14 protein-coding genes are annotated in these 14,134 nt (G+C 64.7%); 5 read left to right on the forward strand and 9 right to left on the reverse strand.

All coding sequences use genetic code 11. From position 1 onward, the window contains the following. The 6 genes from ptsP to A9971_RS07840 form a co-directional block, all read right to left on the reverse strand. Positions 1-2,523 (reverse strand): phosphoenolpyruvate--protein phosphotransferase, encoded by a 2,523-nt coding sequence (gene ptsP, locus A9971_RS07815; protein ID WP_123430106.1) that lies wholly within the window; start codon positions 2,521-2,523, stop codon positions 1-3. A gap of 26 nt (positions 2,524-2,549) precedes the next feature. Then, the gene (locus A9971_RS07820; RefSeq protein ID WP_103289925.1) at positions 2,550-3,572 is read right to left on the reverse strand and encodes an SIS domain-containing protein; all 1,023 of its coding nucleotides are present in this window, start codon (positions 3,570-3,572) and stop codon (positions 2,550-2,552) included. Beyond that, complete coding sequence (nagA, locus tag A9971_RS07825) at positions 3,553-4,659, reverse strand: N-acetylglucosamine-6-phosphate deacetylase (protein WP_123430107.1); 1,107 nt, start codon at positions 4,657-4,659, stop codon at positions 3,553-3,555. The genes A9971_RS07820 and nagA overlap by 20 nt, the downstream gene beginning before the upstream one ends. A gap of 27 nt (positions 4,660-4,686) precedes the next feature. Next, the gene (locus tag A9971_RS07830; protein ID WP_011059432.1) at positions 4,687-5,418 is read right to left on the reverse strand and encodes a GntR family transcriptional regulator; all 732 of its coding nucleotides are present in this window, start codon (positions 5,416-5,418) and stop codon (positions 4,687-4,689) included. 275 nt (positions 5,419-5,693) lie between these two features. Continuing rightward, positions 5,694-6,197, reverse strand: a complete 504-nt coding sequence (locus A9971_RS07835; protein ID WP_011059433.1) for a murein L,D-transpeptidase family protein — start codon at positions 6,195-6,197, stop codon at positions 5,694-5,696. A 48-nt stretch (positions 6,198-6,245) separates the two neighbouring features. Beyond that, positions 6,246-6,797 (reverse strand): NUDIX hydrolase, encoded by a 552-nt coding sequence (locus tag A9971_RS07840; protein WP_011059434.1) that lies wholly within the window; start codon positions 6,795-6,797, stop codon positions 6,246-6,248. A gap of 147 nt (positions 6,798-6,944) precedes the next feature. Here A9971_RS07840 and A9971_RS07845 point away from each other — a divergent pair, with 147 nt between their 5' ends. The 5 genes from A9971_RS07845 (at position 6,945) to purT (ending at position 10,212) form a co-directional block, all read left to right on the forward strand. Continuing rightward, a complete protein-coding gene (locus A9971_RS07845) occupies positions 6,945-7,544 on the forward strand; it encodes a CoA pyrophosphatase (RefSeq protein ID WP_011059435.1) in 600 nt (199 codons plus the stop codon). 56 nt (positions 7,545-7,600) lie between these two features. Beyond that, entirely contained in the window at positions 7,601-8,125 is a 525-nt protein-coding gene (locus A9971_RS07850) for a gamma carbonic anhydrase family protein (protein ID WP_011059436.1), read from the forward strand. Further along, the gene (locus A9971_RS07855; RefSeq protein WP_011059437.1) at positions 8,122-8,337 is read left to right on the forward strand and encodes a DUF1289 domain-containing protein; all 216 of its coding nucleotides are present in this window, start codon (positions 8,122-8,124) and stop codon (positions 8,335-8,337) included. Before A9971_RS07850 ends, A9971_RS07855 begins: the two co-directional genes overlap by 4 nt. Before the next feature lie 132 nt (positions 8,338-8,469). Continuing rightward, complete coding sequence (locus A9971_RS07860; RefSeq protein ID WP_015634275.1) at positions 8,470-8,937, forward strand: hypothetical protein; 468 nt, start codon at positions 8,470-8,472, stop codon at positions 8,935-8,937. Positions 8,938-9,030: 93 nt separating this feature from the next. Next, the gene (purT, locus tag A9971_RS07865; RefSeq protein ID WP_015634276.1) at positions 9,031-10,212 is read left to right on the forward strand and encodes a formate-dependent phosphoribosylglycinamide formyltransferase; all 1,182 of its coding nucleotides are present in this window, start codon (positions 9,031-9,033) and stop codon (positions 10,210-10,212) included. A gap of 77 nt (positions 10,213-10,289) precedes the next feature. On the opposite strand, the gene A9971_RS07870 is transcribed toward purT, so the two are convergent. From A9971_RS07870 to A9971_RS07880, 3 genes are all read right to left on the reverse strand, one after another. Continuing rightward, positions 10,290-11,606, reverse strand: a complete 1,317-nt coding sequence (locus tag A9971_RS07870; protein WP_015634277.1) for an MFS transporter — start codon at positions 11,604-11,606, stop codon at positions 10,290-10,292. A 290-nt stretch (positions 11,607-11,896) separates the two neighbouring features. After that, entirely contained in the window at positions 11,897-13,126 is a 1,230-nt protein-coding gene (locus A9971_RS07875) for a transporter associated domain-containing protein (protein WP_183001366.1), read from the reverse strand. A 9-nt stretch (positions 13,127-13,135) separates the two neighbouring features. Beyond that, complete coding sequence (locus A9971_RS07880) at positions 13,136-13,948, reverse strand: inner membrane protein YpjD (RefSeq protein WP_011059442.1); 813 nt, start codon at positions 13,946-13,948, stop codon at positions 13,136-13,138. Positions 13,949-14,134: the final 186 nt, after the last annotated feature.

Genomic DNA, 14,134 nt, shown 5'->3' on the forward strand with positions numbered 1-14,134 from the left:
TTATGAGTGCAGAGGCCAAAGCCGTTCGCAGGCCTGACGGACTGTGGCGGCACCGGGCAGGTTGAGCAGCGGTTGGCTGAGCTGGCGGCACTGGCTGGCGTCCAGCTGGCGCACCCGGTCCTTGATCTCGCCCACCTGTGGGGGGCTGACCGACAGCTCGCTGACGCCCAGGCCAATGAGTACTGGTGTGGCCAGGGGATCGGAGGCCAGGGCGCCACAGACCCCGACCCAGCGACCATGGCGCTGGGCGCCGGCGCAGGTCTGGGCGATCAGCCGCAGCAGGGCGGGGTGCAGGGCGTCGACCCGTGCCGCCAGCCCGGCGTGGTCACGGTCCATGGCCAGGGTGTACTGGGAGAGGTCGTTGGTGCCGATGGACAGGAAGTCGGCGTGTTCGGCCAGTTGCTCGGCCATCAGGGCGGCGGCGGGGACTTCGATCATGACCCCCAGTTCCGGGCGCTGGCTCAGGCCCAGTTCGGCAGCGAACAGGTCCAGGCGCTGGCGAATGTGCAGCAGCTCGGCGACTTCGGTGACCATCGGCAGCATCACCCGGCAGCGTTGCACGGGGCTGACCTGGAGCAGCGCCCGCAGTTGTTGGTCCAGCAGTTCAGGGCGCGCCTGGGCCAGGCGGATGCCGCGCAGCCCAAGTACCGGGTTGGCTTCCACCGGCAGGGGCAGGTAATCCAGCTGTTTGTCGCCGCCGACGTCGATGGTGCGAATGATCACCGGCTTGTCGCCCATGGCGTTGAGCACTGCCTGATAGGCCTGGCGCTGTTCTTCTTGATCCGGGGCGGTCTGGCGGTCAACGAAGAGAAACTCGGTGCGCAGCAGGCCGACGCCGTCGGCGCCACCCTGGTGGGCGTCTCGGGCTTCATCGCTGGACGCCACATTGGCCGCCACCTCGATCTGCTGGCCGTCCTGGGTCAGGGCGGGCTCATGGGCTTTTTGCTGTTGCAGCGCATGGCGCTGGCGCTGGGTTTCACCGGCCCGTTGCACCTGTGCGATGCGCTGCGGGTCGGGCTCCAGTTCCAGGCGCCCGCCGTTGGCATCCAGCACCACCTGGCGGCCACTGTCGATGCGCAGCACTTGCGGGCCCAGGGCCACCAGGCAAGGCAGGCCTTTGCCCCGGGCGAGGATCGCCACGTGGGAAGTGGCACCGCCGGCGGCCATGCACAACCCGGCCACGCCCTGGGCGCTGAGTTGCAGAAGGTCGGAAGGGGTCAACTCCTCGGCGGCAACGATCGCCCCGGCTGGCAGATCGTAGTGCCAGGCCTCCCCCAGCAGGGCGCGCAGAACGCGCTGCTGCAGGTCCCGCAGGTCGTTGGCGCGTTCAGCCAGCAGCGTACTGCCCAGTTGCTGCAGGATCTGGCATTGCTCGGTAATCGCCGCGCTCCAGGCATGGGTGGCGGCGCGGCCCTGGGCAATGGAGGCTTCGGCGGCGTCCAGCAGGGTCGGGTCTTCGAGCAGCGCCAGGTGGGCGCTGAAGATGTCCTGTTCCTGCTGGTCGCGGCGTTGTTGAGCCTGCTCCAGGGTGTGGCGGATTTCCCCGCGCACCTGGTTCAGTGCGGTGCTCAATGCTTGCCGTTGAGGCTCGGGTGCATGCTGGCCATGATCCTCCGCCAAGACCATGGCGTTAAGCCGCACCAGGGGTCCGCACACCAGGCCCGGCGCGGCGCAGACGCCCGGCAGCACGCCGTCTTCCACGGGGCCTTGGGCGGCCGGGGCCGGTACCGGGGTTTCGCCATGGGCATCTGCGGCCATCGCGGTGCCGAGGGTCTGCAGCACCGCCTGCAGGGCATCCTGGCAATCGTCGCCCTGGCAACTGACCAGCACTTCTTCCTGTTCACCGATGCCCAGGCTCATCAGGGCAATCAGGCTGGTGCAGGGGGCGCTCTTGTCCTTGAAGATCAACTGCGAATGGCTGTTGAAGCTCAGGGCGGTCTGGCGCACCAGGGCGGCGGGGCGGGCATGCAGGCCGCCGCGATGGGCGACCTTGATCCGGGCGCTGGCCTGCTGCCCGGATTGCTCTTGCGCCAGCGGCTGCGGGCCCGCGTTGGCGCGCCGGCTGATGTGCAGCAATGGCTCGCCCACCTGGACTGTCGACAGGGTCAGCGGGCGCAGGTCGAAACCCTCGCCATTGGTCAGGATCAGCAGGCTGATCAGGCTTCGGCAATGCTGTGCCACGTGGTCCAGATCAACCCGCATCAAGGGCTGGCCGGCACGCACCTGCTGGCCTTCCTTCACCAGCAGGGCAAACCCCTCGCCCTGCAGTTCGACAGTGTCCAGGCCCAGGTGCAGCAGCAGTTCGGCCCCATTGGCGGCGCGCAGGGTGATTGCGTGCCCGGTACGTGCGACCTGGATCACCTGGCCGGCGCAGGGCGCATGCAGGGTGTCGTTGAGGGGATCGATGGCGATGCCGTCGCCCATGGCACCGCTGGCGAACACCGGGTCGGGCACGCTGCGTAGTGCTAGCACTGGCCCGCTTAACGGGGCACCGAGCGTCAGTTCGTTATTGTTGTTGTGCATGGCGCAGTACTCGTTGGCGATGGGGCTTAGTGAGTGCGGGTCACTTTGCTCAGGTGGCGCGGTTGGTCGGGGTCCATGCTGCGGGCTTGGGCGAGGCCGGCGGCCATGACGTAGAAACTCTGGATCGCCAGGATCGGGTCGAGTGCCGGGTGTTCGGCACGACTCAGGGTCAGGTCCCGTTCACCGATGTCGTCCGGAGCGGCCAGCAGCACCTTGGCGCCGCGCTGGCGCATGTCGGCGGCCAGGCTCAGCAGGCCGCCCTGCTCGGCGCCGCGGGGGGCGAACACCAGCAGCGGATAGTCGTGGTCGATCAGCGCCATGGGGCCGTGGCGGACTTCGGCACTGCTGAAGGCTTCGGCCTGGATGGCCGAGGTTTCCTTGAGCTTGAGCGCGGCTTCCTGGGCAATGGCGAATCCCGCCCCACGGCCGATCACCATCAGGCGCTGGCAATCGCGCAGCGCATTGACGGCCAGGCTCCAATCCTGGGTCGCGGCCTGGCGCAGGCCTTCGGGCAGGGCCAGGCCGGCTTCGAGCAAGCGTCCGTCATCATTCCAGTGGCCGATCAGTCGCGCGCTGGCACTGAGGGTGGCAATAAAGCTCTTGGTGGCGGCCACGCTCTGCTCGGCGCCGGCGTGCAATGGCAGGAAGAATTCGCTGGCCGCTTCCAGCGGGCTGTTTTCCGCGTTGACCATGGCCACGCTGAGGGCCCCGCGCTTGCGCAGCAGGCGCACGCTGTTTACCAGGTCCGGGCTTTGCCCCGATTGCGAAAAGGCGAACACCGCCTGGCCGCTGACCCGCAGGGGCGCCTGCTGCATGGTCACCACCGACATCGGCAGCGAGGCCACGGGAATACCCACTTGCTGCATGGTCAGGTAGGCGAAGTAGCTGGCGGCGTGGTCGGAGCTGCCCCGGGCCACGGTCATTGCCACTTGTGGCGGCTGGCGGCGCAGGCGGCCGGCGACCTCGATCAGCGCCGGGTCCAGGTGCTGCAACTGGTTGCTCGCGGCCAGGTGCGAGGACAGCGCCTCTTCAAGCATTTTTGAAGTCAATGTCTTCTCCTTCGACCATGACGGCGGTCAGTGTGAGTGCCCGGTCCAGGCGCACGCTGTCGGCCCAGCTGCCAGGTTGCAGGCGGCCGCGTTCAGGGATGCCGAGGTAGTCGGCGGGAAATTGCGACAGGCGCTGCGAGGCTTCGGCCAGGGGCAGGCCGATCTTCACCAGATTGCGCAGGGCCTGGTCCATGGTCAGGGTGCTGCCGGCCAGCGTGCCGTCGGCCAGGCGCACACCACCCAGGCACTTGGTCACGGTGTGGCTGCCCAGCTTGTATTCACCGTCGGGCATGCCGGCAGCTGCGGTGGAGTCGGTAACGCAGTACAGGCATGGGATCGAGCGCAGGGCCACGCGCATGGCACCGGGGTGCACGTGCAGCAGGTCCGGGATCAGCTCGGCGTACTGGGCGTGGGCCAGGGCCGCGCCGACGATCCCCGGCTCGCGGTGATGCAGCGGGCTCATGGCGTTGTACAGGTGGGTGAAACTGGTGGCGCCAGCGGCGAGGGCCGCCACGCCTTCCTCGTAGCTGCCCAGGGTGTGGCCGATCTGCATGCGCACGCCGCGGGCGCTGAGTTCGCGGATCAGGCCGTCGTGGCCGGCGACTTCCGGGGCGATGGTGATCACGCGGATCGGCGCCAGCGCCAGGTACTGCTCCACTTCCGCCAGCAGTGCGGTGTGGGCGAAGTTGGGCTGGGCGCCAAGTTTGCCGGGGTTGATGTAGGGGCCTTCCAGGTGCACGCCGAGCACTCGGGCGCAGCCTTTGGGGCGCTGTTCGGCATAGCTGCCCAGTTGCTCCAGGACCTGGCGGATTTCCTCGCTGGGGGCCGTCATGGTGGTGGCCAGCAACGAGGTGGTGCCGAAGCGCAGATGGGTGCGGGTGATGGTCTGGAAGGCATCGCGGCCTTGCATGATGTCCTTGCCGCCGCCGCCGTGCACATGCAGGTCGATAAAGCCGGGCAGCAGGTAGGGCAGGTCGTTGTCCGCCGGATTGCAGGGGCTGCCTTCGATGGCGATCACCTTGCCGTCCTGATGCAGCAGACGGCCGCGGACCCAGCCTTGGGGCGTGAGGATATTGTCTTCGGACATGGCGTTTCTCTGGCTCCGGAAGCGGGTTCAGCGTCGCAGTTCAGCGACGAAGTCGTAGTAGTCGTTGCGGCAGTAGGTGTCGGTGACCTCGATCGGCGTGTTGTCTTCCAGGTAGCCGACCCGGGTCATCAGCAACATGGCGGTGCCGGGGGCGATGCCCACCAGGGCGGCGAATTCGTCCGAGGCATTGATCGCCTGGATGTGCTGCAGCGCCCGCACCACGGGCTTGCCGATGCCATCGAGGTATTCATAGAGCGAATCCCCGACCGCTTCCGGCTGGGCGATGATGCTGGCCGGCAGGGTGCTCATCTCGATGGCCATCACTGTGTCATCGGCTTTGCGCAGGCGCTTGAGCCGCGCCACCTTGTCGTTAGGCGACAGGCCGAGGCGGATCAGTTCTTCATGGGTGGGCGGGGTGAGGGTGCGTTCCAGCCATTGGGAGCCGGGCACGAAACCCTTCAGGCGGAGCATTTCGCTGAAGCCGGAGAGCCGCGACAGCGGTTGCTCCAGGCGCGGGGTGATGAAGGTCCCCGAGCCCTGGCTGCGGCGGATCAAGCCCTGTTCGAAGAGCACTTCCAAGGCCTTGCGCGCGGTGACCCGGGAGATCCCCAGCAATTCGCTGAGGTTGCGTTCCGACGGCAGTGCCTGCTCGGCTTTCCACTGGCCGGCATGGATTGCCGCTTCCAGGTTGCGAGCCAGTTGCAGGTACAGCGGAGTGGGTTGGGAGTCGTCGGGGCGCAGGGCCAGGAGGTGATTCATCTGTAGGTTTTCCGATGCGGTTATTAGGTTGTTGTCGCCCGGTAGTGCCGAAAAACTAATACCACTTAGATACCATGTCAACGCCACTGGTCTGCTGAAGGTGGCGTAAATCCAGCGTTTACGGGGTGCTTTGAAGGGTAAATGATTAAAGTGGTATTAGGCAGGTCTGACTGCCATCGCCATGGCGTCGAGTGGCGACCCCTTGCGGGTCGCCAAGTGGTATGGGCGCAGTGGAAGAGCTGGCGGGGGTAAAAATATTTTTTGCGGAAGGGAAATTAAGGGCGGATCTCGATCATGGTGCCGTCCTTGACCAGGCCCCAGACCTCGCGCATGTCGACGTTGCGCATGGCGATGCACCCGTCTGTCCAGTCCAGGGTGTGGAAATACTGCTCCGGGAATTCTTCGGTGTCCGGGGTGCCGTGGATCATGATCATGCCGCCCGGGTCCACCCCTTCGCGCCGCGAGCGGGCGGCATCGGTGATGTTCGGATAGGAGATGTGCATGGCCAGGTTGTAGCGGTCGCTGGTCTTGCGCCAGTCGAGCCAGTAGAGGCCTTCAGGGGTGCGCTTGTCGCCCTCCATGAGCTTGGGACCCTTGGGTTTCTTGCCCAGGGATATGCGGTAGGTCTTCAGTGGCTTGCCACCGTTGATCAGTTGCAGTTGATGGGCGGACTTGAGCACCAGGACCTTTTCGATGACCTTGCCGTCCAGGGTTTCCACGGTGGAGGCCTGGCACACAGCAACGACGGAACAGCACAGCAGGGCAAGCAACCAGCGCATTGACACGATATCCCCAGGCGCACACAGATCCCGTGCACGTTTTATTGTTTAACTGATGGCAGGCTGAGAGAGCGGCGGAATGGATTCGGAGCGCACTTCAAAGGCTGCGGCCCGCCGGTCAGCGAAGAAGCATTCTAAGGTACGGCCGACGGTGCGGAAAGCCAGCTCGGACCAAGGGATATCGGCTTCGTCGAACAACTGCACTTCCAGGCTCTCGGGGCCAGCGGCAAAGTCCAGGTCGGCGAGCTCCGCGCGAAAGAACACATGCACCTGGCTGATGTGCGGCACGTCGATCAGGGTGTAGATGCTCAGGCCGCGCACCCGGGCGCAGGCTTCCTCGTAGGTTTCGCGAATGGCCGCCTGTTCGATGGTCTCGCCGTTTTCCATGAAGCCTGCGGGCAGGGTCCAGTAGCCCAGGCGCGGCTCGATGGCGCGACGGCACAGCAGCACCTTGCCCTCCCAGGTGGCAAGGCAGCCGGCGACGATATTGGGGTTCTGGTAATGGATGGTCTGGCAGTGGTCGCAGACATAGCGCAGGCGCGAATCGCCTTCGGGAATGCGCTGGGTCACCGGGTTGCCGCACTGGCTGCAAAATTTCATGTGGGGTATCCGAAAAGGCTGGGGCTATCTTGGCGCGCCAGCCCCGTTGTCGGCAAGTTGTCGTTAAGCGACATGCCCGGGGGCGGGGGTTGGGCCGAAGATTGGATTGGTGCATGATGCACGGTAGCCAACAGATCGAGATGCCTCATGCTGGACGAGCTACTTCATCGGGTAAGCCACTACACGCCGCGTACGCTGGAGACCGACCGACGTTTTCCCGAGGCTGCGGTGCTGGTGCCCATCACCCGCAGCGAAGAACCGGAACTGGTATTGACCTTGCGTGCCAGCGGGCTGTCGACCCATGGCGGCGAGGTGGCTTTCCCTGGTGGCCGGCGCGATCCGGAAGACCCGGACCTGATCTTTACCGCGCTGCGCGAGGCCAAGGAGGAAATCGGCCTGCCGCCGGGGCTGGTGGAGGTCATCGGGCCTTTGAGCCCGCTGATTTCCCTGCACGGAATCAAGGTCACGCCTTACGTCGGGGTGATTCCCGACTATGTCGAATACCAGGCCAATGACGCCGAGATCGCCGCCGTTTTCAGCGTGCCCCTGGAGTTCTTTCGCCAGGACCCCCGTGAACATACCCATCGCATCGATTACCAGGGGCGCAGCTGGTACGTCCCCAGCTACCGCTTTGGCGAGTACAAGATCTGGGGCCTGACCGCGATCATGATCGTCGAGCTGGTCAACCTGTTGTACGACGCCGGAATCAGCCTGCATCGCCCGCCAAAAAACTATATCGATACCTGAAGCCATCACTTCGCATGGCATAAACCCGCGGCTGCCTGAGCCATGAGGACAATAAGATGAAATACCGCCTGGGCGACGCCCGAGTCGAGACCCATCCACAGAGCTGGGTTGCCCCGAATGCCACGCTGGTGGGCAAGGTCAAATTGGAGGAGGGAGCCAGCGTCTGGTTCAACGCCGTGCTGCGCGGGGACAACGAACTGATCCTGATCGGCAAGCACAGCAACGTCCAGGATGGCACGGTGATGCACACCGACATGGGCTTTCCACTGACCATCGGTACCGGCGTGACCATCGGCCACAACGCCATGCTGCACGGCTGCACCGTGGGCGACTACAGCCTGATCGGCATCAACGCGGTGATCCTCAATGGCGCGAAGATCGGCAAGAACTGCATCATCGGCGCCAACTCGCTGATCGGCGAGGGCAAGGAAATCCCCGACGGTTCGCTGGTCATGGGCTCGCCAGGCAAGGTGGTACGGGAGTTGACCGAGCCGCAGAAGAAAATGCTCGAAGCCAGCGCCGCGCACTACGTTCATAATGCCCAGCGTTATGCCCGAGACCTGGTTGAGCAAGAACAATGACAGCCCCTGAAAGACCCGTCGCTTCGCCCTGCGTGAGCATCTGTGCCCTGGACGAGCAGGATATCTGCACCGGTTGCCAGCGCACGGTGGACGAGATCACCCGCTGGAGCCGCATGGACAACGCCGAGCGGCGTGCGGTCCTGGCCCTGTGCCATGAGCGGGCCAAGTCCAGCGGCTTGCTGTGGATGATCGGCTCCAGCTCGGCAAGTTGATCCGCTCGTTTCGCCAGCAAGCCGGCTCCTGCAATCTTGTGCAGGTGCCAGCGTGCTGGCGAAAGGGCTTCTTGGCCCAGCCCCGGGCCTGCAGTAACCTGTGCACCTTCCTGACAGGTACCCTTCGCCCCCATGTTCTTCCTGATCGCCTATATCAGCAGTGTCGTGCTGATCAACTACGCCTTTTCGTCTGCCCCGCATCTGGACATCATCTGGTCGGCCTGGGGCGGGTTGGTGTTTGTCCTGCGGGACATGGTGCAGACTCGTTTCGGCCACGGCGCCATCGTCGCGATGCTGGCGGCCCTGGTGCTGTCCTATGTGACCTCCGATCCGACCATCGCCCTGGCCAGTGCCACGGCATTCGCCGTCTCGGAATGCATCGACTGGCTGGTGTTCAGTATCACCAAGCGGCCCCTGCATGATCGTCTGTGGATCAGCTCGGCCCTGAGCATTCCCCTGGATACCTTCATCTTCTTCGGCATGATCGATGCCTTGACCCCTGGGGTGATCCTGACCGCCCTGGGTTCGAAGTTCGCCGGTGTCACCGTGGTCTGGCTGGCCATGGCCTGGCGTTTGCGCAAAGCGGCGTGCGCCGGCTGAGCCAAAGCCCGCGCTTCATGTAAAATGCCGCTCCCCATGGGTCGCCCGCCTGGCGCTCGGCCCTCGATGATCCGCTCCTTTGAGGACCTTCAGATGACTCGTATCGGAACTCCACTGTCGCCAACCGCGACCCGCGTCTTGCTTTGTGGCTGTGGTGAGTTGGGCAAGGAGGTGGTGATCGAGCTGCAACGCCTGGGTGTCGAGGTGATTGCCGTGGACCGCTACGCCAACGCTCCGGCGATGCAGGTGGCCCATCGCAGCCACGTGATCAACATGCTTGATGGCGCGGCGCTGCGGGCCGTGATCGAAGCCGAGAAGCCGCACTTCATCGTGCCGGAAATCGAAGCCATCGCTACCGCGACCCTGGTGGAACTGGAAGCCGAGGGCTTCACCGTGATCCCCACCGCGCGGGCCACCTCCTTGACCATGAACCGCGAAGGCATCCGGCGCCTGGCCGCTGAAGAGCTGGACCTGCCGACCTCGCCGTACCATTTCGCCGACACCTTCGAAGACTATTCCAAGGCCGTGCAAGACCTGGGCTTCCCGTGCGTGGTCAAGCCGGTGATGAGTTCCTCGGGCAAGGGCCAGAGCCTGCTGCGCAGCGTCGACGACGTGCAGAAAGCCTGGGATTACGCCCAGGAAGGCGGCCGTGCCGGCAAGGGCCGGGTGATCATCGAAGGCTTTATCGACTTCGACTACGAAATCACCCTGTTGACCGTGCGTCATGTGGGCGGCACCACCTTCTGTGCGCCGGTCGGCCATCGTCAGGAAAAGGGCGACTACCAGGAATCCTGGCAGCCTCAGGCCATGAGTCCCAAAGCCCTGGCCGAATCCGAGCGGGTGGCCAAGGCAGTCACCGAGGCCCTGGGGGGCCGCGGTCTGTTTGGCGTGGAACTGTTCATCAAGGGCGACCAGGTGTGGTTCAGCGAAGTTTCGCCGCGCCCACACGACACTGGCCTGGTGACCCTGATTTCCCAGGACCTGTCCCAGTTCGCCCTGCATGCGCGGGCCATTCTCGGCTTGCCGATTCCGCTGATCCGCCAGTTCGGCCCTTCGGCTTCGGCGGTGATCCTGGTAGAAGGCACATCCACCCAGACCGCCTTCGCCAACCTCGGTGCCGCCCTGAGCGAGCCGGACACTGCGCTGCGCCTGTTCGGCAAGCCGGAAGTCAATGGCCAGCGCCGCATGGGCGTAGCCCTGGCGCGTGACGAGTCGATCGAAGCCGCCCGGGCCAAGGCGACCCGCGCTGCGCAAGCGGTGGTGGTCGAACTGTAAAAAGCATCGCGAGCAAGCTCGCTCCTACAGCGTCCGGATTGAACCTGTAGGAGCGAGCTTGCTCGTGAAGCGGTCGCTCAAGCGACCCGATTCAAATCGTTATTGCGCGTTTCCTTCAGGCACAGCACCGCGATCAGGCTCAGGATCGCCGCCCCTGAAACATACCCCCCAACCCAGCTCAAACCGCCCATCGCTACCAGTTTCTGGGCGAAGAACGGCGCGGCCGAAGCTCCGACGATGCCCCCCAGGTTGTACGCCGCCGAAGCGCCGGTATAACGCACGTGGGTCGGGAACAGTTCCGGCAGCAGGGCGCCCATCGGGGCGAAGGTGACCCCCATCAGGAACAGTTCGATGCACAGGAACAGCGCCACGCCGGCGGTGGAACCCTGGGTCAGCAGGGGTTCCATGGTGAAGCCGGACAGAATCGCCAGCACGCCGCCGACAATCAGCACCGGCTTGCGCCCGAAGCGGTCGCTGGCCCAGGCCGATAGAGGCGTGGCCGCGGCCATGAACAGCACGGCGAAGCACAGCAGGCCGAGGAAGGTTTCCCGGCTGTAGCCCAGGGTAGCGACGCCGTAGCTCAGGGAAAACACCGTGGAGATGTAGAACAGGGCGTAGCACACCACCATCGACGCGGCGCCCAGCAGTACCGGCAGCCAGTACTGGCTGAAGAGTTCCACCAGTGGCATCTTCACCCGTTCCTGGCGTGCCACGGCGTTGGCAAAGACCGGGGTTTCGTGCAGCTTCAGGCGCACGTACAGGCCCACCATCACCAGGGCGGCGCTGAGCAGGAAGGGAATGCGCCAGCCCCAGGAGCGGAACTGTTCGTCATCCAGGCCCATGGCCAGGGCCAGGAACAGGCCGTTGGCAGCGAGAAAACCGATGGAGGGGCCCAACTGCGGGAACATGCCGAACCAGGCGCGCTTGCCTTCTGGTGCGTTCTCCGTGGCCAGCAGCGCGGCGCCGCCCCATTCGCCACCCAACCCCAGGCCCTGGCCGAAGCGCAGCACGCAAAGCAGGATGGGCGCCCAGGCGCCGATGCTGGCGTAGCCTGGCAGTACGCCGATCAGGGTGGTGCACACGCCCATCAGCAGCAGCGAGGCAACCAGGGTCGACTTGCGTCCGATACGGTCGCCGAAGTGGCCGAACAGTGCCGAGCCCAGGGGGCGGGCAAGGAAGGCGATGCCGAAGGTCAGGAACGCCGAGAGCATCTGGGCGGTGCCGGAGGTCTGGGGAAAGAATACCGGGCCTATCACCAGTGCGGCGGCGGTGGCGTAGACGTAGAAGTCGTAGAACTCGATGGCGGTGCCGATAAAGCTGGCAGTGGCCACCCGCGAGGCGGAATTGCTCGGTTGGGCAGGCGTGGTGGCGCTGTAGGCGGTGCTGGTCGTCATATGGTTATCCCTGACAGTCTGTGCTCCGGTGGAGCGAATTATTATGGTCGAGCACCCAGGGATGTGGGTTTGGCGCGGTCGTCCCTCGGGATGGGAGTGACGTCGAACAGAAGGGCTGGTTATCGGCAGGTTTGCGCTGGGTGCGGGTAGCACGCGGGTCTGCACAGGGCTTGGGTAAGCGGATCGATTATAGAAAGGCGGCTAACGATTCAACAAGGGGCTTGGCGGCTGCCGGGCTGGCGAGAAGGTTTTCGACCTTCAGGGGCGCCATTGGCTGCGGCGGCAGGCGATCAGATGCGGGCGGGGACGCTGCTGGTGTGCCAGATCAGTACGCGGCTGACGCGGTTTTCCTCGGTTTCGAGGATTTCCAGGCGGTAGCGGCCGATTTTCAGGCACACCGCGCTGTCGGGGATGGTTTCCAAGGCTTCGGTGACCAGGCCGTTGAGGGTCTTGGGACCGTCGCTGGGCAGGTGCCAGCCCAGGCTCTTGTTCAGCTCGCGGATCGATGCCGCACCTTCCACCACATAGCGGCCATCGGCCTGGGGGTGGATGTGCGGGTTGTCCAGGCTGTGCTCGCTTTCGAACTCGCCGACGATTTCTTCGAGGATATCTTCCAGGGTGACGATGCCCAGCACTTCGCCGTATTCGTCCACCACCATGCCCAGGCGCCGTTGCTGTTTGTGGAAGTTGAGCAGTTGCAACTGCAACGGGGTGCTTTCCGGGACGAAGTAGGGCTCGTGGCAGGCCGCCAGCAGGGCCTCCTTGGTCAGGCTGGCGTCCGGCAGCAGGTGACGGATCTGTCGGGTGTTGAGCACCGCTTCGACCTGGTTGATATCGCTGTGGAACACCGGCAGCCGTGTGCGTCGGTTCAGGCGCAGTTGGGCGATGATGTCCTCGATCGGGTCGTCCAGGTTGATACCGTCCACTTCGCTGCGGGGCACCAGGATGTCATTGACGGTGATGTTGTCCAGGGCGTGGATGCCGGACAGGGCATGTGGCTCCTGTGGCGTGGGCTCGTCGTCCAGCAGCGCCGGGTCGTCGTCACTGTGCTTGACCGCGCTGGCCTTGCGGGCAAACGGGCGCAGCAGCAACTGGCTGAGGGTGTCGAGCAGCCAGGCCAGGGGATAGACGATTTTCATCGGGATGAACAGCAGGCTGTTGCCAAAGCCCAAGGTACCTTCCGGGTAGCGCATGGCCAGAGCCCGCGGCAGGTATTCGGCCAGCACCAGCAGGGCGCAGGTGCTGATCAGGCAGGCCAGCCAGGGGCCATTTTCCGCCCAGTAGAACAGCGCTAGCAGGGTGCTGATGATTACGGCCAGGACCCGGCACAGGGTATTGCACAGGATCAGGCTTTCCTTGGGGAAGGCCAGGCGTGCCTGGGACTTGTCGCCATTGCGCGAGTTGCTGCGCAGGGTCAGCAGGTGCTGCTGGGCGGCATCGATAGCGGTGAACAGGCCCGACCAGACGATGAGCAGGGCGATTACCGCGAGCATGGGCCCGGTGGGCAGGGAGTCGGTCATGGCCGGTCGTCAGATGTGCAGGATGTATTCACGAACCAGCTTGCTGCCAAAGTAGGCCAGCATCAGCAGGCAGAAACCTGCCAGGGTCCAGCGAATTGCCTTGTGCCCGCGCCAGCCGAGGCGATTGCGGCCCCATAGCAGCACGCTGAACACTACCCAGGCCAGGCAGGCCAGCAGTGTCTTGTGCACCAGGTGCTGGGCGAACAGGTTCTCGACGAACAGCCAGCCGGAGATCAGCGACAGCGACAGCAGGGTCCAGCCGGCCCAGAGAAAACCGAACAGCAGGCTTTCCATGGTTTGCAGCGGCGGGAAGTTCCTGATCAGCCCGGACGGGTGCTTGTTCTTCAGCTGATGGTCCTGCACCAGCAGCAACAAGGCCTGGAACACCGCGATGGTGAACATGCCGTAGGCCAGGATCGACAACAGGATGTGGGCGAGGATCCCGGGCTCCTCATCGATCACCGGCACTGTGCCTGTGGGGACGAATTGCGCCAGTAGCGCGGTCAGGGCGCCGAGCGGGAATAGCAGTACCAGCAGGTTTTCCACCGGGATGCGCCAGCAGGCCAGCAGGGTCAGGGCGATGACTGCAGCGGCGATCAGGCTGGCGGCGCTGAAGAAGTCCAGGCCCAGGCCGACCGGAGTCAGCAAGTGGGTCAGCAGGCTGGCGGCATGGGCCAGCAAGGCCAGGATGCCGAGCGTAACCAGCAGGCGCTTGTTCGCCTTGGCGCCTGTGGCCAGGCGGGAGCCTTGGTAGAAGGTCGCAGCGGCATAAAGGACGGCGGCGGCGAGGGTGGGTAGCAAACTGGGTGACAAGGGGAGCATAAATCCTGTTAGGCAGGCCCGAAAGTCGCTGAGTTTGGCATAGAACCCAGAGCCCTGAAAGACCAGGCAAGCAGACGGCGAGGTGTCCGCCACGCACAGTCTTCGCTATAATCCGCGACCTGCCCACGCCGCAGGCTCATCGAGCACCTGTTTATTACGCTCTGGGCCGCCATTACCCCCGGTCTA

Source organism: Pseudomonas sp. UME65, from assembly GCF_014170225.1.
Lineage (GTDB): Bacteria > Pseudomonadota > Gammaproteobacteria > Pseudomonadales > Pseudomonadaceae > Aquipseudomonas > Aquipseudomonas protegens.